General features: G+C 58.1%; 20 protein-coding genes. 10 read left to right on the plus strand and 10 right to left on the minus strand.

The window, feature by feature from the left end; all coding sequences use genetic code 11:
* Positions 1-8: 8 nt before the first annotated feature.
* The 4 genes from QVZ43_RS01645 to QVZ43_RS01660 all read left to right on the plus strand — a co-directional run bounded on the left by QVZ43_RS01645 (position 9) and on the right by QVZ43_RS01660 (position 2,786).
* Complete coding sequence (locus tag QVZ43_RS01645) at positions 9-593, plus strand: LPS-assembly lipoprotein LptE (protein ID WP_338140881.1); 585 nt, start codon at positions 9-11, stop codon at positions 591-593.
* Entirely contained in the window at positions 590-1,597 is a 1,008-nt protein-coding gene (holA, locus tag QVZ43_RS01650; RefSeq protein ID WP_223794023.1) for a DNA polymerase III subunit delta, read from the plus strand. Before QVZ43_RS01645 ends, holA begins: the two co-directional genes overlap by 4 nt.
* Before the next feature lie 109 nt (positions 1,598-1,706).
* Positions 1,707-1,970: a hypothetical protein gene (locus tag QVZ43_RS01655; protein WP_223794024.1), complete on the plus strand. Its 264-nt coding sequence runs from the start codon at positions 1,707-1,709 to the stop codon at positions 1,968-1,970.
* A 180-nt stretch (positions 1,971-2,150) separates the two neighbouring features.
* Positions 2,151-2,786 (plus strand): endonuclease, encoded by a 636-nt coding sequence (locus QVZ43_RS01660; protein WP_223794025.1) that lies wholly within the window; start codon positions 2,151-2,153, stop codon positions 2,784-2,786.
* A gap of 68 nt (positions 2,787-2,854) precedes the next feature.
* Here QVZ43_RS01660 and QVZ43_RS01665 read toward each other — a convergent pair whose 3' ends face one another.
* From QVZ43_RS01665 to bioB, 6 genes are all read right to left on the minus strand, one after another.
* Positions 2,855-4,645: an acyl-CoA dehydrogenase C-terminal domain-containing protein gene (locus QVZ43_RS01665; RefSeq protein WP_302908619.1), complete on the minus strand. Its 1,791-nt coding sequence runs from the start codon at positions 4,643-4,645 to the stop codon at positions 2,855-2,857.
* 204 nt (positions 4,646-4,849) lie between these two features.
* On the minus strand, positions 4,850-6,649 hold the full coding sequence (locus QVZ43_RS01670) for an acyl-CoA dehydrogenase C-terminal domain-containing protein (protein ID WP_302908620.1): 1,800 nt from the start codon (positions 6,647-6,649) through the stop codon (positions 4,850-4,852).
* A gap of 492 nt (positions 6,650-7,141) precedes the next feature.
* The gene (gene bioD / locus QVZ43_RS01675) at positions 7,142-7,834 is read right to left on the minus strand and encodes a dethiobiotin synthase (protein ID WP_302908621.1); all 693 of its coding nucleotides are present in this window, start codon (positions 7,832-7,834) and stop codon (positions 7,142-7,144) included.
* A 34-nt stretch (positions 7,835-7,868) separates the two neighbouring features.
* A complete protein-coding gene (gene bioC / locus QVZ43_RS01680; RefSeq protein ID WP_338140882.1) occupies positions 7,869-8,705 on the minus strand; it encodes a malonyl-ACP O-methyltransferase BioC in 837 nt (278 codons plus the stop codon).
* Positions 8,702-9,877, minus strand: coding sequence for an 8-amino-7-oxononanoate synthase (bioF, locus tag QVZ43_RS01685; RefSeq protein WP_302908622.1), 1,176 nt, complete (start codon positions 9,875-9,877; stop codon positions 8,702-8,704). The genes bioC and bioF overlap by 4 nt, the downstream gene beginning before the upstream one ends.
* 54 nt (positions 9,878-9,931) lie before the next feature.
* Positions 9,932-10,996, minus strand: coding sequence for a biotin synthase BioB (gene bioB, locus QVZ43_RS01690; RefSeq protein ID WP_302908623.1), 1,065 nt, complete (start codon positions 10,994-10,996; stop codon positions 9,932-9,934).
* 50 nt (positions 10,997-11,046) lie between these two features.
* Between bioB and QVZ43_RS01695 the strand changes: the two genes are divergently transcribed.
* On the plus strand, positions 11,047-11,775 hold the full coding sequence (locus QVZ43_RS01695; protein ID WP_302908624.1) for a ComF family protein: 729 nt from the start codon (positions 11,047-11,049) through the stop codon (positions 11,773-11,775).
* On the opposite strand, the gene QVZ43_RS01700 is transcribed toward QVZ43_RS01695, so the two are convergent.
* Positions 11,772-12,881 carry an NAD(P)/FAD-dependent oxidoreductase gene (locus QVZ43_RS01700; RefSeq protein ID WP_302908625.1) on the minus strand — a complete coding sequence of 370 codons (1,110 nt, stop codon included), beginning with the start codon at positions 12,879-12,881 and terminating at the stop codon, positions 11,772-11,774. The genes QVZ43_RS01695 and QVZ43_RS01700 overlap by 4 nt on opposite strands.
* Positions 12,882-13,029: 148 nt before the next feature.
* On the opposite strand from QVZ43_RS01700, the gene QVZ43_RS01705 reads away from it, so the two are divergent.
* From QVZ43_RS01705 to cmoB, 5 genes are read left to right on the plus strand one after another with little or no spacing between them, the layout of a single operon-like run.
* Positions 13,030-13,452 (plus strand): hypothetical protein, encoded by a 423-nt coding sequence (locus QVZ43_RS01705; protein ID WP_223794034.1) that lies wholly within the window; start codon positions 13,030-13,032, stop codon positions 13,450-13,452.
* Positions 13,453-13,463: 11 nt separating this feature from the next.
* Positions 13,464-14,483: a serine/threonine protein kinase gene (locus QVZ43_RS01710; protein ID WP_223794035.1), complete on the plus strand. Its 1,020-nt coding sequence runs from the start codon at positions 13,464-13,466 to the stop codon at positions 14,481-14,483.
* A 33-nt stretch (positions 14,484-14,516) separates the two neighbouring features.
* Positions 14,517-14,891, plus strand: coding sequence for a PA3694 family proteiin (locus QVZ43_RS01715; protein WP_302908626.1), 375 nt, complete (start codon positions 14,517-14,519; stop codon positions 14,889-14,891).
* The gene (cmoA, locus tag QVZ43_RS01720) at positions 14,884-15,648 is read left to right on the plus strand and encodes a carboxy-S-adenosyl-L-methionine synthase CmoA (RefSeq protein ID WP_302908627.1); all 765 of its coding nucleotides are present in this window, start codon (positions 14,884-14,886) and stop codon (positions 15,646-15,648) included. Before QVZ43_RS01715 ends, cmoA begins: the two co-directional genes overlap by 8 nt.
* 15 nt (positions 15,649-15,663) lie before the next feature.
* Positions 15,664-16,662: a tRNA 5-methoxyuridine(34)/uridine 5-oxyacetic acid(34) synthase CmoB gene (gene cmoB / locus QVZ43_RS01725; RefSeq protein ID WP_302908628.1), complete on the plus strand. Its 999-nt coding sequence runs from the start codon at positions 15,664-15,666 to the stop codon at positions 16,660-16,662.
* A 45-nt stretch (positions 16,663-16,707) separates the two neighbouring features.
* Here the strand turns inward: cmoB and QVZ43_RS01730 are convergent, their stop codons facing one another.
* The 3 genes from QVZ43_RS01730 to hflC all read right to left on the minus strand — a co-directional run bounded on the left by QVZ43_RS01730 (position 16,708) and on the right by hflC (position 20,318).
* Entirely contained in the window at positions 16,708-18,003 is a 1,296-nt protein-coding gene (locus QVZ43_RS01730) for an adenylosuccinate synthase (RefSeq protein ID WP_223794039.1), read from the minus strand.
* A gap of 79 nt (positions 18,004-18,082) precedes the next feature.
* Complete coding sequence (locus QVZ43_RS01735; RefSeq protein WP_302908629.1) at positions 18,083-19,264, minus strand: ATP phosphoribosyltransferase regulatory subunit; 1,182 nt, start codon at positions 19,262-19,264, stop codon at positions 18,083-18,085.
* Positions 19,265-19,442: 178 nt separating this feature from the next.
* Positions 19,443-20,318, minus strand: coding sequence for a protease modulator HflC (gene hflC, locus QVZ43_RS01740; RefSeq protein ID WP_302908630.1), 876 nt, complete (start codon positions 20,316-20,318; stop codon positions 19,443-19,445).
* Between the last annotated feature and the right edge of the window lie 2 nt (positions 20,319-20,320).

A 20,320-nucleotide genomic window follows, 5' to 3' on the forward strand; every position in this document is an offset into this window, starting at 1 on the left:
CAATGCCCATGAGCCGCGCACCGATAACCAGCACACTGGCCCGACCGGCTGCAGCACTGCTGTTGGCAGGGTTGACTGGCTGTGGTTTTCAGTTGCGCGGCGCGCCACCGGTATCCCCTGCCCTGCAGCCGTTGGCTGTGACCTGCAGCCAGGACATTCAGGACACTCTGTGCAACGCGGTCCGAAGCCAGCTGGAACTGGGCGAGGTCGAACTCAAGTCGCCAGCCAATGCGGCGTTCGTGCTCAATCTGAGTGATTTCCAGCGAAACCGGCGGGCATCCGCCATCACGGCCCAGGCCTCTGCTGCGGAGTACACGCTCCGGCATTCAGTGGACATGAGCCTTACCAGTGCCGACCGCATTCCCCTTATTGCCGACACTCGCCTCACGGCCAGTGAAAGTTACCGTTATGACGAGACCAACGTTCTGGCCAAGCGACAGGAAGAGGAAACCCTGCGCATTCAACTCGATGAGCGTCTTGCCCAGCAGATTATTTTTCGTCTGGCGCCACTGACGGACGAACGGATTGACGCGATCAGGGAAGAATATGAGGCTTCAATTGATGCAGAAGAAACGGATTCGACCTCACCATGAAGACTCAGGCCAACCAGCTTCCGCAGTTACTGAAAAAAGGCCTCGCTCCCGTTTACCTGATTTCTGGTGACGAACCCCTGCTCGTTCAGGAGTGTTGTGACCAAATCCGACAGGCCGCCAGGGACGCAGGCTTTCAGGACCGGCTGACTTTCCACGCAGACAACCAGCTTGACTGGGGCACCGTCGCCGATGAGTTCAATGCTATGTCGCTGTTCGCAGAGCGTAGGCGCATCGAAATCCATCTACCCAACGGCAAGGTGGGGAAAGGCAAGGACGTTCTGGAGCAGTACCTGGAAGCACCCACGGACGACATTATCCTCTTGCTGATCAGCTCCCGCCTTGACGCCGCGGAGACAAAGCGCAAATGGTACAAGTCTCTGCAAAATAAGGGGGTCCATGTCCCCGTCTGGCCTGTTGATGCGGACAAATTCCAGGGCTGGCTGAAGCAACGAGCGACCCGCCAGGGCCTTCACCTGACCCAGGGAGCCCTGGCCATGCTTGCCGAACGACTGGAAGGCAACCTGCTGGCCGCCAGCCAGGAAATGGACCGTCTGCAGTTGCTGACCAACGGTGAAACCATTGATGAAGAAACCGTGGAAAAAGCAGTGCTGGACAGTTCACGCTTTAACGGTTTTGAACTGGCAACCGAATTACTTGCCGGCCGTGCACCCCATGCGGCAAAGATGATCGGCGTGCTCCAGCAGGAGGGCGAGAACCCTCTTGGCATGCTGACCGTTCTGACTCGGGATCTAAACCTCACCCTGGAACTGAAAAGCGCCGCCAGTCAGGGCGAAAACGCATCAGCCTTCCTGAAAAAGCGGGGGGTATTTCAACCCCAGCGTGCCCGAGTCATTGAGCAGGCCGCCCGACGACTCACCCCGCCCCAGCTTCATCACGCTCTCGAAATGTGCGCCCGGATTGATCGGGCGGCCAAAGGCTTCGGCGATTTGCCGCCGTGGCATCACCTCCGCGATCTTTCAGCCTTCCTCGCACGCCCAAACTGATCCGGATCAAAAACGCCTCTCGTTATCGGCTTTTGGCTCAATTGCCATCTTGAACCTTTTTACGCCAAGGAGCATGGTTAAGATATAACCAGCCCGGGAGGTGCCTGCCATGTCATTTCAAGAAGAACTGAAAAAGCTGACCGAAAAGATCAAACAGTATCGCGATGAGGCCCGGGTTCAGATCCACCTTGCCCGGGAGGATGTAAAGGACGAATGGGACGACCTCGAGCAAGAGTGGGATCGCTTTCGGGCCAAAATGGAGGACATTTTCCATGACGCCGAAAACGCTTCCCAGGAAACCCGGCAAGCGGCCGAACGGCTTGGCAAAACACTGAAGGATAACTACGAAGAGCTTCGAAACAAGCTGAAATAATGCGTTAACAGGTTAACAAAAACACACATTTATCAACTGGATAGATTCAGTTGAAAATTCCCCGTGTGCCATACTTTCCAATGCAAACTGAACAAAGCGTCAGTTTTTTTGACCCATCGTTCAGACATCGAACAATTCCAAGAAATGGCGCTCACCGACCCGGCGAGGTGAACGAGGCGTATGAAAAAATACATCCAGACTCTAACCACCCTGTCACTGATGGTTGCCACCGGTGTTGTGATTGGCCAGAACACTCGTTTCAGTGATCCAGACACCGTGATCAAAAACGAGTTCTGGAATAACCTTTATGCCACCGGTGGCACTTCTTTCTTTTGTGAAAAAGCGTTCAAGAAGAAAGGCTTCATGCTCCAGGATGGCTATATTTATCCGTTGTCAGACATTCGCACCGCACTCGATTGCGGGACATCACGCCAGTGCGAGCAGGACAACCGATACCGACAGATAGCCTCAGACCTGCACAACATGGTACCGGTCAAAAGCCGACTGGAAATGAAGCGGCAAACCGTGCGCTACGAGCAGCTTGACTCCCACGCCAACAGCGAAGACTGCGGCATTAAGGAGCAGGCAGGCTTCTTCGAACCCCCCGAACGGGTAAAAGGGGATGTGGCGCGCACCATGGCTTACATGGTAGACACCTATGGCCTGCCCTGGCTGGGACGCCCTCCGATATTCAAAGACTGGAATCGCCAGGACCCGCCCGACGACACGGAGCTTAGCCGTCATAGCAAAATTGCCGAAGTCCAGGGTAACGAGAATCCGTTTGTCACCAACCCGAACCGAATCGAAAGACTGTAGCAGACTGGATAGAGACACAAAAAAAGCAGGCCCGAGGGCCTGCTTTTTTTTATTGCGCTTCTGACCGCTTAGAACTCGTCAGCGGTCAACGCCATCATCGAGTCACTGCCGCTGCGGATCGCTTCGGCGAGAGACACCGTCTTCGGCAACAGGCGATCAAAGTAGAAACGCGCCGTTTTTACTTTGCCCGAATAGAAGCCGGAGGCGTCATCGGCGGCTTTCGGGGCTGCAGTCTTGGCGATCTTGGCCCACATGTAGCCCAGTGCGGTCAGACCAAACAGGTCCAGATAGTCCACAGAAGCTGCGCCAACCACATCCGGGTTATCACCGGCCTGGTTGATAACGAAGTCGGTCACGTCTGACAGACGCTCAAACGCCGCTGCCAGAGGCTCCAGGAACGGACGCAACGCTTCGTCGCCACTGTTCACTTCGATAAAGGCCGCCAGATCCTGAGCAAACAGCTCGTACAGCTTGCCCTGGCTGGCAACAACCTTACGCCCCATCAGGTCCAGAGCCTGGATACCGTTGGTGCCCTCATAAATCTGGGTGATACGACAATCACGAACCAGCTGCTCCTGGCCCCACTCACGGATAAAGCCGTGGCCACCGAACACTTGCTGACCCGCAATACAGGTTTCCAAACCGCGATCGGTCAGGAAGGCCTTGGCAACCGGAGTCAGCAGAGCAACCATGCCTTCTGCATGCTCGCGACGCTCATCATCATCCGCGTATTTGGCGATATCCAGCCACTGGGCAACGTAGGTCGAGAATGCGCGGCCGCCTTCGACATAGCTCTTCATGGTCAGCAGCATGCGGCGCACGTCCGGGTGCACCAGAATCGGGTCAGCGGCCTTTTCAGGCTGCTGTGCGCCGGTCGGGGCACGGCTCTGAATGCGCTCCATGGCGTATTCACGAGCACTCTGCAGAGAAGCTTCAGCGGCACCAATACCCTGGATTCCAACGCCCAGACGCTCGTAGTTCATCATGGTGAACATGGCCGCCAGGCCCTTGTTTTCTTCACCAACAAGCCAGCCCTTGGCGCCGTCGAAGTTCATTACACAAGTGGCAGACGCCTTGATACCCATCTTCTTCTCAATGGAGCCGCAGCTCAGGGTATTGCGCTCGCCCAGGGAGCCATCGTCGTTAACCAGGAACTTGGGTACCAGGAACAGGGAAATGCCCTTCGGACCCTTCGGCGCATCCGGTAGCTTGGCCAGCACCAGGTGGATGATGTTTTCCGCCATGTCGTGCTCGCCCCAGGTGATAAAGATCTTGGTGCCAGTCACGTTGAAGGAGCCATCGCCGTTCGGCTCAGCCTTGGTGCGGATAATTCCCAGGTCCGTACCGGCGTGCGGCTCGGTCAGGTCCATGGCACCGGACCAGACGCCCGAGTACATGTTCGGCAGGTATTTTTCCTTCAGTTCCTGGCTGGCGTGGGCGTCCATCGCCAGGCAAGCACCGGCTGTCAGCATCGGCGCCAGGCCAAAGGCCATGTTCGCGCCTTGCATCATTTCCTCGAACTGGGCAACCAGGGTCTTGGGCATACCCATACCACCAAACTCCGGATTACCACCCAGGCCGTTCCAGCCGCCTTCTACGATGGTCTGGTAAGCCTCTTTGAAACCCTCTGGCGCAGTGACTTCGCCGTCATTCCAGCTGCTGCCCTGCTCGTCACCCTCGCGGTTCAGTGGCGCAAGCACGCCACCACAAATTTTTCCAGCCTCTTCCAGAATCGCGTCGGCCGTTTCCGGATCTACGTTTTCCGCAACCTTGGGCAAGGAAGCCCACAGTGAGGGCGCGTCGAAAACTTCATTCAATACAAAGCGCATGTCACGCAAAGGCGCCTGGTAATCGGCCATCTGTACTCTCCAGCATATCTGTCAGTGTTATCGGGCGATGGTGCACATCTCACAACCGGCGGAGCCGGTTATCAGTACCAAATACCCATCACGCGTTTAAAACGGGGCATATAGTTTACCCCAATCGTCCTGTTTACTTCACGAAAAAGCCCGCCTCCAGGGAGAGCGGGCTTTTTTCAGGATCGTCCTTCGATGCCTGTCGCCTTAGAAAGCGAAGGCTTCCTCCGGCATATCCATCAGGCTGTCAGCGCCAGCCAGCATCATTTCAGCGTGCGCCTTGGAACGCGGCAGCATGCGCTTGAAGTAGAAGCGAGCGGTCTGAACCTTGGCGTTGTAGAACATCTCTTCAGATGTACCTTCAGCCATGGTGTCCAGAGCAACCTTGGCCATACGGGCCCACAGGTAGGCGAACACGGCGTAACCTGAGTACATCAGGTAATCAACAGAGGCCGCACCGACTTCCTCACGGTTCTTCATGGCGCTCATGCCGATCTTCATGGTCAGCTCGCCCCATTCCTTGTTGATCGCTGCCAGCGGCTCGATGAATTCCTGGAGCTGCTCGTTGTCGGCGTTTTCCTTGCAGAACAGGTGAACCTGCTTGGTGAAGCCTTTCAGAGACTCGCCCTGGGTCATCAGAACCTTACGACCCAGCAGATCCAGCGCCTGGATACCGGTAGTACCCTCATAGATCATACCGATACGGGCGTCACGAACGTTCTGCTCCATGCCCCACTCGGAGATAAAGCCGTGGCCACCGAATACCTGCATACCCAGGTTAGCCGCTTCGTAACCGATCTCGGTCAGGAACGCCTTGGCGATCGGTGTCAGGAAGCTCAGTGCTTCGTCGGCCGCCTTACGCTCTTCTTCAGTCTTGCCACCGTGAACGATGTCCACCTGCTGTGCAGTCAGGTAGATCAACGCACGCGCGCCTTCTGCAACCGCTTTCTGGGTCAGCAGCATGCGACGAACGTCCGGATGAACGATGATCGGGTCTGCAATGCCTTCCGGGTTCTTCGGTCCGCTCAGGGAACGCATAGCCAGACGCTCTTTGGCGTAGGCCAGTGAGCCCTGGAAGCCCAGCTCGGAAGCACCCAGACCCTGAATAGCGGTACCGATACGAGCGGTGTTCATGAAGGTGAACATGCAGTTCAGACCCTTGTTCTCAGGTCCGATCAGCCAGCCCTTGGCGCCGTCGAAGTTCATAACGCAAGTGGCGTTACCGTGGATACCCATCTTGTGCTCCAGAGAGCCACAGGAAACCGCGTTACGCTCACCGGCAGATCCGTCTTCATTCGGCAGCTGCTTGGGCACGATGAACAGAGAGATACCCTTGGTGCCTTCCGGAGCGCCCGGCAGCCGTGCCAGAACGATGTGGACGATGTTCTCGGCCATATCGTGCTCACCGGCCGAGATAAAGATCTTGGTGCCGGAAATGGCGTAGGAACCGTCAGCGTTCGGCTCAGCCTTGGCGCGCAGAGTGCCCAGGTCAGAACCACAGTGCGGCTCGGTCAGGCACATGGTGCCGGTCCACTCACCGCTGATCAGCTTGGTCAGGTAAACCTGCTTCTGCTCTTCGGTACCGTGCGCTTCAATGGTGTTGGTAGCGCCGTGGCTCAGGCCAGGGTACATACCCCAGGACCAGTTGGAAGTACCAACCATCTCGCTCATAACCAGACCGAGAGAGTGAGGCAGGCCCTGACCACCGTAATTCGGATCCGCAGTCATGGAAGGCCATCCGCCTTCTACGTACTGCTGGTAAGCTTCTTTGAAGCCAGTCGGCGTCTTAACGCCGTCTTCGCTCCAGGTGCAACCTTCCTTGTCACCCACCTGATTGAGCGGAGACAAAACCTGCTCACAGAATTTGGCTCCTTCCCCGATAATGGCATCAACCATATCCGGAGTTGCATCCTCTGCACCCTCCAGGTTGGCATAGTGCTGTTCACTGCTCAGCAGCTCGCTCATTACGAATTTGATATCACGCAGGGGCGCTTTGTATTCAGGCATGTAATCAACCTCAGTTCGCGGACTTAGCTGAACAGGATGCAGCTATAAGCCTTGGGTTTACTCAGACACTGCAGCAATGGGCGCCACAGCCTTAATTAAACACTTGTTTGAAACATACGTTTCGAGGCACAGAATTGTCAATAGCCAGGCAAGAAATTTGTGTTGCCGTGCGCCACCCATGGATGCAAACGCGATCGCATACGCAAGGCCGCCCTCGGGCCAACCATGAATTCAGGCAGTGAAGAAGGGAATCAGGCTCAGAGGGAGCCTAAAAGAGATTCAGAACGCCAGCCATCTGCAACGATGGCGGCGACTGAACGAAAAGTGTCGGTTGCGCTGAAGCTTTTGATAGTTGTAGGACACAGAACCCGCATACAGGCCATGGCGATCTTCCTGGCGGCACCTTCCATGCCCACCGTGCCATTCCGAGCCCCTTGAACCCCTGTCGATAACGCGTTACTGATCATTGACTCAAGCAAGCAACGCTTCAGGTCAATTTTCTAACAACGGACTGATATCCAAGTGCGCAGATAGTGCGACAGCATCCGCCTCCGGATTCCAGGGCAGGCTGCCCAGGCAGGGCGCGCCGATATGAGCAAGAAGGTAGTCGAAGGTTTCCTGTTCACAGCTCATGGTTTCCTTTTCCGGGCGATTGGCAACCCAGCCAGCCAGGCGAAGACCATCAGCGCGTACGGCTTCTGCCGTCAGCAATGCATGGTTAATGCATCCCAGCTTCAGGCTAACCACGAGGATAACCGGCATCTCCAGCTCCCTGGGGAGCGCGGCATAAGTCTCGCGCTCATTCAGGGGAACCCGCCAACCACCGGCCCCCTCAACCAGCATCAGATCGTAAGAACGCATTTGCAGCCCGCGGCAGTACCCCGCCAGCCGCCCCGCCGTTATGGATTTTCCCGCCTGCTGAGCAGCCACATGGGGGGCAATGGCCGGCTCCAACGCGATCGGATTGACCACGTCATAGGCAAGCTCTTCGGTCATGGCCCCCTGAAGTAGCAACGCATCTTCATTGCGCAAGCCATCTGGCGTGTTGTCACACCCCGAGGCAATCGGTTTCATCGCCAGCGTGCGCTTACCCATCGAGCGGGCGGCCTCGAGAATGGCCGCCGATACCATGGTCTTGCCCACCCCGGTGTCAGTGCCCGTCACAAAATAGGTTTTACGTGCCATGGAGCTAAAATATCCTTCTCAGTTGCGAATACGATTACGCCTGCCAATACACCCAGGCCGCTTCGTAGCTTGCCGCCACGCTGCCATCTGGCTGCCTGGGGTAAGCCTTGCACATGGCGCGGACACGCCCTGGGCCGGTCAGCGTCTTGCGGCGGGCATCTCCCTTGAATCCGGCGCCCAGCTGTTTCAGTTCGCCCGTCAGCGCCAGTGGAGATTCGTAGGGCAAGGCAATGGTGCGACGCACAAATTGGGCTCCGGGCAATGCCTGCGTGACCAGTTCACGCAGTCGATGCTCCGGCTCAAAGCGATTGACATGAGGACGACCCGGATCTGCCACCTCCCAGGCCTTCTTCAACTCGTTCAGCGTGCCATCCATCAGCGTCGATAGCATCAAACGGCCGCCGGGCCTGAGCAACCTGCGACACTCCAGGAGCACCGGAACAGGGTCCGAACACCACTGGATCATCAGGTTACTGAAAATCAGGTCAACACTATCATCCGGCAGGGGCAGGTGTTCCGCATCGGCAACCAGCCAAGATACATCCCCGGTTACAGTGTTGCGCGCGCGCTCAACCATGCCAGCAGAAAGATCAACGCCCGTCACCCGACCGACCGATGCCATGCCTGCCAGCGCTCTGGTGAACCACCCGGTCCCGCAGCCAACATCCAGAGCACGCTCCCCCTGGAACCCAGCCCGCGAGAGCTCGGCAATCATGGCATTCCCCATCAGGCGCTGAAGCCTGGAGGCCTGCTCATACGTGGCACTGGCCACGCCAAATTCCCGGGCGATATCCACCTTATCCGCGATCGGAAGGTCGTTCTGGCATTCCGACAGGTCCGACCCTACCAAGGTATGCAAAGCGGCATTCACAGGCCTTCCTCCGTCCGTTCCAACAGTGACCGACACGCGGACAGGCCGTCGAGCAAACGGTCAAGATCGCCATGGGTGTGCGCTGCACTCAGCGTCACACGCAAGCGGGCCTCTCCCTCCGGCACCGTGGGTGGCCGGATGGCGGTCACGAGCAGCCCCCGCTCTTCCAGGGCCTTACTCAGTGCCAGGGCTTTCCAGTTATCACCCACCATGATGGGCTGGATTGGGGTTTCCGAGGGCATCAGCCGGTAGCCAAGGGCCCCGGCCTCTTGCCGGAACCGGGTTATCAGACTGCCAAGGTGCTCCCGGCGGGCGTCATCCCGCTCAATGACATCCAGACTGGCGCAGGTCGCCAGCGCAATGGCGGGCGGCATGGCCGTCGTATAGATGTAGGTGCGGGCCTTCTGGACCAGATACTCCATCAGCACCTCGGGCCCGGCCGCGAACGCACCACTGGTGCCCACGGCCTTGCCCAATGTACCAATCAGTACCGGCACCTCCTGCTCCGACAGCCCCAGTTCTGCCACGCTGCCCCGGCCCTGAGGTCCGAGCACACCGATACCATGGGCATCGTCCACGACCAGCAGCGCATCGTGCTCACGACACAGTCGGGCCAGTTCGCGCAACGGGGCCACATCGCCGTCCATACTGAACACACCGTCAGTCACGACCAGCTTGTGTCCGGAAGTTTTCTTCAGCATCGACTCCAGAGCCGCCATATCACCGTGGGGATACCGGTGCACCCGGGCACGGCTGAGAATGCAGCCGTCAATGATTGACGCATGATTCAGGCGGTCAGAGAAAATAGTATCGCCCCGCCCCGCGAGCGCGGCGATGATCCCCATATTCGCCATGTAACCGGTGGAGAAAAACAGCGCGGCACTCCGACCAGTGAACTCAGCCAGACGCTGCTCCAGTTGATGATGGGCATCGTGGTGTCCACAGATCAGATGGGATGCGGCCCCGCCCAGCCCCGTTGACGGCAGAGCCTGGCGCAAGGCATCGAGGTTGGCCGGGTGATTGGCCAACCCCAGATAGTCATTACTGCAAAAGGACAGAATTTCCCGGCCATCCGAGGTCAGCACCGGTTGCTGTGGACCGGAAATCTGACGCCGGACCCGATGGAGCCCGGCCCGCTTCCGCTCTGCCAACTCAGCTTCGAAATCTCGCAACGACACACCCCGTAAAACGTGAGTTTACTCAGACAGCGTTAGTGACGGGCCGCATCAGGATGCGGCCGATTCACGGGTGGCATCGTAAAACAAATGTCGGGTCGCTTCGTGCTCCACAGCACCGGCAATCGCCTCGATTTGCTGATCTTCCGTTGCGCACTGCTCGCGCTGTTCGGGGCGGATGCCCAGGCGCTGGAACAACCGCATATCGGCATCGGCTTCTGGGTTAGCAGTGGTTAGAAGCTTTTCGCCATAGAATATGGAATTGGCACCCGCCATAAAGCACAGCGCCTGCATCTGGTTATTCATGTTCTCCCGGCCGGCAGACAGGCGCACGTGGGAGGCTGGCATCATGATTCGGGCCACGGCAATGATGCGAATGAACTCGAACGGATCGAGATCCTCCACATCTTCCATCGGGGTACCCTTCACCTTCACCAGCATGTTGACCGGCACACTTTCCGGATGCTGTGGCAGGTTCGCCAGCTGAACCAGCAAACCAACGCGGTCATCCTCGTCTTCGCCCATGCCCATGATGCCGCCGCAACACACCTTCATCCCGGCCTTGCGGACATTGTCCAGCGTATCCAGGCGGTCCTGATAGGTACGGGTGGTAATGATATGGCTGTAGAACTTTTCGGACGTATCCAGGTTGTGGTTGTAATAATCCAGACCCGCATCGGCCAGCTCTTTTGCCTGATCTTCCTTCAGCATGCCCAGGGTCATGCAAGTCTCCATCCCAAGGGATTTGACCTGCTTCACCATGTCCAGCACGTAGGGCATGTCTTTCTTAGAGGGGCTTCGCCAAGCCGCCCCCATACAGAAACGCGATGCGCCACGTTCCTTGGCTGCGCGGGCTTCCGCGACGACCTTATCGATCTCCAGCAACCGTTCTTTCTCAAGCCCGGTGTTGTAATGACCGCTTTGCGGACAGTATTTGCAGTCCTCCGGGCAGGCGCCGGTCTTGATGGACAGCAGCGTGCTGACCTGAACCTCATTCGGATCAAAGTGTTCACGGTGAACGCTCTGGGCACGGAAAAGCAGATCATTAAACGGTAATTCAAACAGCGCACGCGCTTCCTGAAGCGTCCAGTCGTGACGGGGTGCAGTAGCAGTCATAAAGGAGTCCTGTTAACCTTTTCCGGCCTTTGGGTTTACGGAAGAACCAGATGATAAAGAGCACAGACATCCTGTCAACCTTGTTAACACTAAAGGTTAACCAGTCTCGCAAGGTAGGGCTCTGCGTTGCCTGCCTGGATACCTCAGCGAGAGACGGCCTGTGCAGCCCCTGCCGGCATGATCTGCCGCGCAATAATTACCCGTGCCAGACCTGCGCAATGCCAATGCCCATGTCCGGCCTGGTGTGCGGCGACTGTCTGTCCAACCCTCCGTCCTTCTCCTGCTCGATCATCCCCTGGCTTTATCGCTTTCCGGCCGACGCCATGATTCGGCGCTTTAAGGATCAGGGGCAGAGACAATTCCTTCGCCCCCTTGTGGCGGACCTGGCATCACAGCTCGAAACCCTGATGCAAGAGCAAACCATTCCCAGGCCGGACGCCCTGATACCGGCGCCCATGCACCGGAAGCGTCGCCTGGCCCGCGGGTTCAACCAGGCCCAGGTAATTGCAGAGGAACTGGCGAAGCAATTGGCGATACCCGTCGCCTCCAGCCTTGTGGCACGCAAACGCCACGTCGACAGTCAGCGTGGTCTGGGGAGAGATGAACGCCTGAAAAATCTGCGCCGGGTCTTTGAGTTGAAGGGGGAAGTTCCGAGCCGCATCGCCATCATCGATGATGTGGTCACCACAGGGGCGACCGCACGCAGCCTTGCATCCGCCCTCAAGAATCAGGGGGCACAGGACATACAGGTTTGGGCGCTGGCGCGAACGCCACTTTAGGACAACCGGGACTTCACGTACTCGGCAATCGCGAGGCACGACGTCAGTCCAGGCGACTCAATGCCAAACAGATTAACCAGACCAGCCACGCCGTGCGCCTCAGGGCCATCAATTCGAAAATCGGCAGCCGGTTCACCCGGCCCGCTCAACTTCGGGCGAATACCGGCGTAGGCGGGTTCCAGGCGGGACTCATCAACCTCCGGCCACCAGCGCCTCAGCCCCTCAACAAACCGCCTGCCCCGCCCCGGGTCGACGTGGTAATCAATCTCATCGATCCACTCCACGTCCGGGCCGAACCGGGCCTGACCGGCGAGATCCAGGGTCAGATGCACTCCGAGACCACCTGGCTCAGGCACCGGATACACGAGGCAATCCGCCGGAGGCGTGCCGCGATAACTGAAGTAAACACCCCGGGCGAGCCATTGCCGCGGTTTGCCATGGTCAGGCAGACCCTGCCAGTGTTTTGCCAGGTTGACCGCCCCCAGGCCCGCCGCATTGATCACGTTTTCAGCACGCAACTCACAAGGCGTATCGCCTCCGATAAGCAGGCGGTGACTGCCCGAACAGGACTCGGCCTCCAGAACAGGTGTGCCGAACGCAATGCGACCGCCAACGTCCTCAAGTTCGCCCAACAGAGACACCATCAGTCCATGACTATCGACAATCCCGGTCTCCGGCGACCAGAGCGCCGAGCAGATTGAAAGCCGGGGCAGCGCTTGCGCCAGATCCGGACCGTCGACCAGCTTCAACGCCACCCCGTTTGCTTCGGCTTTTCGCGCAATCCTTTCCAGCGATACGACCTGATCCGGCGAACTGGCGACAATCCATTTGCCACATTTGCGGTGGTTGACCCGGTGCTCACCGCAATAGTCGTACAGCAACTTGCGGCCACGGACACACAAGCGGGCCTTGAGACTGTCCTCGGGATAGTAGATCCCGGCATGAATGACCTCGCTGTTCCGCGACGACAAGCCCTCACCAAAACGCGGGCCCTGCTCAACAATCACCACCTCATGCCCGGCCAGGGCCAGGCTGCGCGCAATGGCAAGACCAACCACGCCCGCACCGATCACAACCGTTTGTACCTCAAGCGACTCTGCCGACAAACCTTACTCCCTGAACATCACCGTGTAGTGGGAAAAGCATAACCGATTGATCCAGCGCACTGCAGCGCGAAGCACCCATTACTCAGTGGATCAGACCAGTTATACTCTGCGTCAGGAATACTGAAAATGTGCACGGAGCCCAGCAGGTATGTCAGACAAAAAGCAGTTTTTACTGGTGATGGTTGTAGCCGCAGTGTTCGTCAGCTGGCTCGGCTGGCGCGGCTTTGAGGTCATCAGTCTGAACGAATTGCTGAAGTCAGACCCCGTGGTTGCCGGCTACCCCTATCAACACCGGGTACTTCGCGTGGAAGGAAACACAGCCATCATGAGCTCACTGCGCTCGCACAATGTCTCTACCCAGCAGGCACTGGGTGCGGTTTTTCCAAGCATGAAAAGTCTGGCCGAAAGTGACAAAGCCTGGCAGCGCGCCGAGCGCGAACTCGCCCAAATTCAAGCCCGGGCCGGCGACATTGTTCTGGGAGCCGAAGGTATCCGGCGAATTCGCTGGGAACTGGATGAAAACTGGTATCATATTCGGGCCATGAAATCCGATTACGAGACGGACTTCTGAGTCGCTGCCCTATGACCCACGACCACCAAACTGCTACAGAATCTTCCCACCCCTACGATGCCCTGACGCCAGATACCATACTGGACGCCCTGGAATCCGTGGGCTTCGACATCAATGGACGCCTGTTTGCCCTCAACAGCTACGAAAACCGGGTTTACCAGGTTGGCCTGGAAGAAACCACACCGGTCATTGCCAAGTTCTACCGCCCCGGCCGATGGACTGAAGCCCAGATTCGTGAAGAGCATGACTTTACCCGGGAGCTGGTTGACGCCGATATTCCCGTGGTCGCGCCACTTGAAATGCCTTCTGGGGACACCCTGGCCAGCCACTCTGGCTTTTGCTTTGCTGTGTTCCCACAGCGAGGCGGCCAGGCTCCGGATGTCAGCGTAACGGATACCCTTTATCGCCTTGGGCAATGGCTCGGCCAGCTGCACAACATTGGCGCCAAGCAAACGTTCCGGCACCGGCCGGCCCTGTCATTACTCGATGGCCTGGTTGCGAATAATCAACTGCTGGTGGAAGGCGGATGGATACCGGAAGACTTGCGCCCTGCCTGGGACAGCCTGCTCCGGGATTTGATCGAGCTGTGCGCGGCCCGAATTGATGACGCAGGACCTGTGGTAGACTTGCGCCTGCATGGCGACTGCCACGCCGGCAACATCCTGTGCCGCGACGAGCAGATGCTGTTTGTGGACCTGGACGATTGCCGCACCGGGCCAGCCATCCAGGATATGTGGTTACTGCTCAACGGAGAGGATTCAGAGCGAGGAGCCCAGCTGGGAGAGCTGCTTGAAGGCTACGAGATGTTTCGGGACTTCAACCGGAGAGAACGGCACCTGATCGAACCACTGCGTTGCTACCGGCAGATTGCCCACTGCGCATGGCTCGCCAGACGCTGGGACGACCCGGCATTTCCCCGCTTCTTTCCGTGGTTTGGCAAACCCCGCTTCTGGTCTGATCAGATTCTCGCGCTCAGGGAGCAGTTGGCCGCCCTGCAGTCACCATCGCTGTCACTCCCCGGCCAACACTGAGTCATTCAACGTTTCACAGCATTTGAGGTAAGCATGCCCGAGCAAGAGGCCCAGTATACGGTTCGCAGCCTGATTTTGACGGCCGTGGTTTCCATCGTTGTAACGGTGCTCGTCCTTGAGGCCAGCGGCCGGATTGATCACTCCGACAACAAGGACCACGTTCCGGTTGGCACTTTTGAGGCCATTCACGTCAATCCGGACCAGCCCTTCCGGATGTCACACAAAGCCTCTGAACTGCACGCTACCTGCGAGAACGGGTATCTGGCCATTGCCGCCGATGTCGACCCATCATTCCGCGGCATTCTGGTGGACCACAAAAACCGGGGCGTACGCTGTTACCGTCCCTCACCAACAGCCCCCTCTGTCCCCGATGCCACTGAATCCGCGGAGCCTGCTGACAATGAGTAAACCGAAGTCTCCGGGCAAGCCACCCGAACAGGCCACCGACCGACTCTTTGCCACCGAGCGGCGACCCGACGACTTCCGCTTTGATGCATCGGTGGCTCGGGTGTTTCCCGACATGATTCGCCGGTCAGTGCCCGGCTACACCACCATCATCCCGATGATCGAGGTGATTACCGAACAGTACGCACAGGCCGGCTCCAACTGCTACGACCTCGGCTGCTCTCTGGGCGCCTCTACGCTGGCCATGCGCCATGGCATCTCCTATCCGGACTGTTCCCTGTTCGGTGTCGACAACTCCAGCGCCATGATCGAGCGCTGCGAGCACTACATCGCCCTCGACGACAATCCGATGCCGGTCACACTCAGGTGCGAGGACATCCTGCATACCGAGCTGAGCAATGCCTCGGTCACAACCCTGAACTTCACCCTCCAGTTCATCGCACCGGAGGAGCGCTCAGCCCTGCTGACCCGCATTGCCAGGGCAACCCGCCCCGGAGGCGTGCTCATCCTGTCGGAAAAAATTCAGTTCGAATCCGAGCGGGAGCAAAATACGCAAACCCGGCTACACCATGATTTCAAACGGGCCAATGGCTATTCCGATCTGGAAATCAGTCAGAAGCGGAGCGCCATTGAACGGGTACTGATACCTGAGACCCTGGCCGCTCACAAGCAGCGACTGCTCGACGCCGGATTCGACGATGTGATGGTGTGGTACCAGTGCTTCAATTTTGTCTCCATGCTGGCCATCAAGAACGGTTAAACATCACTCGCCCCCATGACACACTTCGATTGGCAAACCTGTTACCAAAGGCTCTTCGAAGAGCTGACCGCCTCCAATGGCCCCCAGGCACGCTGGGCCGAGCAACTTCGCAAACAACTCACGCTTCGGTTTGAGGAACGGCCCCACGGCGACATGGTGCGCTGGCTGAACGCCCTTGACGGCCTTCCCGAGCTGCCCGAGGTCAACGGAAACCTCACTTGCCCGGCAGTAACACTGGAATCCCGGACGCCCCTCTCGTCCGCTCAACAGGAGCAGCTCGAAGCCTCGCTGAAGGGCCTGATGCCCTGGCGTAAGGGGCCATTCGATTTCTTCGGTATCCACATTGATACCGAGTGGCGTTCAGACTGGAAATGGGATCGGGTATCACCCTACCTGTCAGACCTGAGTGGCCGCCGAATCCTCGACGTTGGCTGCGGGTCAGGCTACCACTGCTGGCGAATGCTTGGCGAAGGTGCCGGGCGGGTGATTGGCATTGACCCCGGTCTGCTCTTCCTGTTCCAGTTCCTCAGTGTCAAACGCTATCTCGGCCATGTACCGGTTGACCTGCTGCCCATTCGAATGGAGGACCTGCCGGAGAATCTGCAGGCCTTTGATACCACCTTCTCCATGGGCGTGCTCTATCACCGCCGTTCCCCTCTGGACCACTTGCTGGAACTCAAAGGCACCCTGCGCAAAGGCGGCGAACTGGTCCTGGAGACACTGGTTGTCGACGGACCCGAGGGCTACAGCCTGATGCCCGAAGACCGGTACGGCCAGATGCGTAATGTCTGGTTCCTGCCCAGCTGCGATACCCTGCTGCGCTGGCTGGACCGCACGGGATTCGAGAACGCCCGGGTGGTGGATGTCACGGAAACCACCACCGAGGAGCAACGAAGTACCGATTGGATGCGATTCAATTCGCTGAAAGACTTCCTCGATCCCGAAGACCCGACCAGAACCATTGAAGGTTATCCGGGGCCCAAGCGGGCCACCGTCATTGCCGAAAAACCCTGACACAAAAAAGCCGCCCCGTGGGGCGGCTTTTTTGCTTCGGTAGACTTACTCGCCGAAGGGATGACGCAGAGTGATGGTTTCCACCCGGTCCGGACCGGTAGAAATAATATCGATCGGCGCCTCAATCTGCTCCTCGAGGAAGCGGATATAGGCCTTGGCGTTCTCGGGCAACTGATCGATGCCGGTCAGCCCTACGGTGCTCTCACTCCAGCCAGGAAGCTCGGTATACACCGGCTCAATGTCCTTGTAGTTGTCGCAGCCGATGGGCGGGCGAGTGATTTCGCCATTCGGCGTCTTGTAGCCCACGCAGACCTTCACGGTCTCCAGTCCGTCCAACACGTCGAGCTTGGTCAGGCAGATACCCGACACACTGTTGATCTGAATGGCATGGCGCAGGGCCACCGCGTCGAACCAACCACAGCGACGGGCACGACCGGTGGTGGTGCCGACTTCGTTACCCTTGATCGCCAGGTGATTTCCCATGTCATCAAACAGTTCGGTCGGAAACGGACCGGAGCCAACGCGAGTGGTGTAGGCCTTGGTAATGCCCAGCACATAATCCAGGAACAGGGGCCCGAAACCGGAACCCGTAGCGGTACCGCCTGCGGTGGTGTTGGAGGAGGTTACATACGGGTAGGTGCCCAGATCGATATCCAGCAAGGAGCCCTGAGCGCCTTCGAACAGGATATGCTCACCGCGCTTGCGGAAGTCGTGCAGCATGTCGGTCACATCCGCCGCCATCGGCAGGATTTCCTCGCCCATCTGCTTCAGCTCGGCCAGAGCAGCATCAATGTCTTCGGCCTCTTCCTTGAAGTATTCGGTCAAAACGAAGTTGTGGTAGGCCATGATTTCACGCAACTTCGCTTCGAAATCAGCGGGGTTCGCCAGATCGCCAAGGCGAATACCGCGCCGGGAAACCTTGTCCTCATAGGCAGGGCCAATACCCCGACCGGTGGTACCGATTTTGTCATTGCCACGGGCGCGCTCGCGGGCCTGGTCAATGCGAACGTGGGTACGCAGGATAATCGGGCAGGCTTCCGAAATGCGCAGTCGGTCGCGCACAGCGACACCATTGGCCTCCAGCTCCCGAACCTCTTTCAGCAGCGCTTCCGGGGACAACACAACGCCGTTGCCAATCAGGCACACCACGTGTTCGCGCAGAATCCCGGACGGAATCAGGTGAAGGGCCGTTTTCTTGCCATCGATAACCAGTGTATGACCGGCATTGTGTCCGCCCTGAAAGCGAACAACCGCGGCCACCTTGTCGGTCAGCAGGTCAACAATCTTACCCTTGCCTTCATCACCCCACTGGGTGCCCAGCACAACAACGTTTTTACCCATGATTTTCTCTCAGTGCCGCTGCCCTTGGGGCAGGCATTTCATCCAAATACGTGTAATTGATGGTAGAGACCCTCGGGTCTCAACCGAGATTCTCAACGACCCATTTACCATCACGCTTAACCAGGTGACGATCACAGCCTTTGACAAAAGGATTCGTTCCAGCGTCCTCCGGCAAGGCACGGATAACCGAATGGTTCGCTCTCAATTCTAGGATAGCCTCTTCCAACGCCGCATCCTCATCCGATGGCGCCCAGATGGCGCCGGCCACCTTGAAGGGACGTTCACCGAGCGACACCAGCGCCCGAATATCCAGACTGAAGCCTGTTGCCGGCCTTGCACGGCCAAAATCGCTGCCGATGGCATCGTAACGGCCGCCTTTGGCAACCGAGTCGCCATGACCGGGAACGTAGGCGGCAAACACCAGCCCAGTGTGATAGTTGTAGCCACGAAGCTCGCAAAAATCGAAGCCAAGACTCACTTCCGGATAACTTTCTGCCAGCATTTCAGACACGCGGCTCAACTTGCCCAGCGCGGCATCCAGATCCTCCGAGAAGCCGATCAGGATGTCGCGGGCCTGCTCAAGCGCCTCGCGCCCGCCACTGACCCGGGCAAGATCTCTCAGCCTGGCTCCGGGCGAACCTGCCTCGCAGTGTCCAAGCAGTTCATCCAGTTCCGGTACCGACTTGCGCGCCATGGCGTCAAAAATGGCCGCCTCAGTCTCATGACCAAAGTCCGCCGCCCCCATCAGACTCTGGTAGATGGAGACATGAGCGAGATCCAGGTGAATACGAGGCAGACCAGCAACCCGCAGGGTTTCTAGCATCAACCGGATGACTTCCATATCGGCAGCCTCGGAAGCGCTGCCAAACAACTCACAGCCGGCCTGAATCGGAGTCCGGCCGGTCAGCATATGACGGGGACGGGTATGCAGCACATGGCCCGCATAGCAAAGACGGGTAATGCCATCCTGTGCAAGGGTGTGAGCATCGATACGGGCAGCCTGGGGCGTCATGTCAGCCCGGACGCCCATCATCCGGCCAGTGAGCTGATCCGTCAGTTTGAAAGTCTGGAGCTGAAGATCGTTACCGGTGCCGGTAAACAGCGACTCCAGATATTCAACCAGAGGAGGAATAACCAGCTGGTAGCCCCAGCGCTGGCAGGTATCCATTACATCCCTGCGCAGGGATTCGATCCGTCCGGCCAGTGGCGGCAGAATGTCTTCCACCCCGTCCGGCAGTAACCAGCGATCAGATACTGTCATGAGATAACGTTGTCCGTCAGACCCGCCCAGGCACATAGCCCGACAGCGGTTACACAGGATTTAAGGCGAACTCAGGGCGATAAAACCCTGACACAAAACCGGACGGATTTTACACGGTTGAACGACACAAAAAAACCGGAATACCGAGGTATTCCGGTTTTTGCCAAGGGCGCGCGGCTTACTGGGCGCCCATCGGATCCTTGAGGAACTTCATGAAGTCACTGTCGGAATCGATGACCATGATGTCGCCTTTCTCAGAGAAGGTCTTCTGGTAGGCCTGCAAGCTCCGATAGAAGCTGTAGAACTCAGCATCGGAACCGTACGCATCCGCATAGATGTTGGCAGCTTCCCGATCACCTTCACCGCGCGTCTCTTCCGACTCGGCAAAAGCTTCCGCAAGAACAACCGTGCGCTGACGATCCGCATCCGCACGAATGCCTTCGGCAAGCTCACGACCGCGAGAACGGAATTCCTGAGCCAGCTTTTCCCGCTCGGTGGCCATCCGACGATAGACGTTGTCGCTGACCTGGCCCGGCAGTTCGATGGCCTTGACCCGCACGTCGAGAACCTCGATGCCAAATTCCTGGACAGAGGTTTCGTTGACACGATCCCTCAGAGCGTGCATCAGCTCATCACGCTGACCGGAGACCACCTCGTGCATGGTACGGATACCGAATTCGTCCCGCAGGCCATTGTCCACGCGGGACAACAGCAGAGACTGGGCCCGGAACTCATCACCACCAGTCGCCCGGTAGAACTGGTCCACGTTAAGGATTTTCCAAGCAATGTAGGAATCCACATCCAGCGGCTTCTTCTCGGTGGTCAGGTACTGGCGCGAAGGCAGATCCATGGTCAGTACCCGGATATCGAATTCCCGCACCTGATCAATCACCGGCACCTTGAAGTGAAGGCCAGCCGGGATATCAGTTTCCACCAACTCACCGAAGCGTAACAGGACACCTCGATGGGTTTCCGGAATGATATAAACACTTGAGAGAACGAGCAGGACAACAATCAGGGTGCCTGCAAGCCCCAATACACCTTTAGGTCCCATGA

Source organism: Marinobacter suaedae, from assembly GCF_030519635.1.
GTDB classification, from domain to species: Bacteria; Pseudomonadota; Gammaproteobacteria; order Pseudomonadales; family Oleiphilaceae; genus Marinobacter; species Marinobacter suaedae.

Bases quoted from the DNA above. Each gene is read 5' to 3' on its own strand.
- QVZ43_RS01645 (WP_338140881.1), top strand. From the start codon at position 9: ATGAGCCGCGCACCGATAACCAGCACACTGGCCCGACCGGCTGCAGCA.
- QVZ43_RS01715 (WP_302908626.1), top strand. From the start codon at position 14,517: ATGCCCGAGCAAGAGGCCCAGTATACGGTTCGCAGCCTGATTTTGACG.
- QVZ43_RS01710 (WP_223794035.1), top strand. From the start codon at position 13,464: ATGACCCACGACCACCAAACTGCTACAGAATCTTCCCACCCCTACGAT.
- QVZ43_RS01660 (WP_223794025.1), top strand. From the start codon at position 2,151: ATGAAAAAATACATCCAGACTCTAACCACCCTGTCACTGATGGTTGCC.
- QVZ43_RS01655 (WP_223794024.1), top strand. From the start codon at position 1,707: ATGTCATTTCAAGAAGAACTGAAAAAGCTGACCGAAAAGATCAAACAG.
- hflC (WP_302908630.1), bottom strand. From the start codon at position 20,318: ATGGGACCTAAAGGTGTATTGGGGCTTGCAGGCACCCTGATTGTTGTC.
- bioB (WP_302908623.1), bottom strand. From the start codon at position 10,996: ATGACTGCTACTGCACCCCGTCACGACTGGACGCTTCAGGAAGCGCGT.
- QVZ43_RS01705 (WP_223794034.1), top strand. From the start codon at position 13,030: ATGTCAGACAAAAAGCAGTTTTTACTGGTGATGGTTGTAGCCGCAGTG.
- bioD (WP_302908621.1), bottom strand. From the start codon at position 7,834: ATGGCACGTAAAACCTATTTTGTGACGGGCACTGACACCGGGGTGGGC.
- cmoB (WP_302908628.1), top strand. From the start codon at position 15,664: ATGACACACTTCGATTGGCAAACCTGTTACCAAAGGCTCTTCGAAGAG.
- cmoA (WP_302908627.1), top strand. From the start codon at position 14,884: ATGAGTAAACCGAAGTCTCCGGGCAAGCCACCCGAACAGGCCACCGAC.
- QVZ43_RS01695 (WP_302908624.1), top strand. From the start codon at position 11,047: ATGATAAAGAGCACAGACATCCTGTCAACCTTGTTAACACTAAAGGTT.
- QVZ43_RS01735 (WP_302908629.1), bottom strand. From the start codon at position 19,264: ATGACAGTATCTGATCGCTGGTTACTGCCGGACGGGGTGGAAGACATT.
- QVZ43_RS01670 (WP_302908620.1), bottom strand. From the start codon at position 6,649: ATGCCTGAATACAAAGCGCCCCTGCGTGATATCAAATTCGTAATGAGC.
- holA (WP_223794023.1), top strand. From the start codon at position 590: ATGAAGACTCAGGCCAACCAGCTTCCGCAGTTACTGAAAAAAGGCCTC.
- QVZ43_RS01730 (WP_223794039.1), bottom strand. From the start codon at position 18,003: ATGGGTAAAAACGTTGTTGTGCTGGGCACCCAGTGGGGTGATGAAGGC.
- QVZ43_RS01665 (WP_302908619.1), bottom strand. From the start codon at position 4,645: ATGGCCGATTACCAGGCGCCTTTGCGTGACATGCGCTTTGTATTGAAT.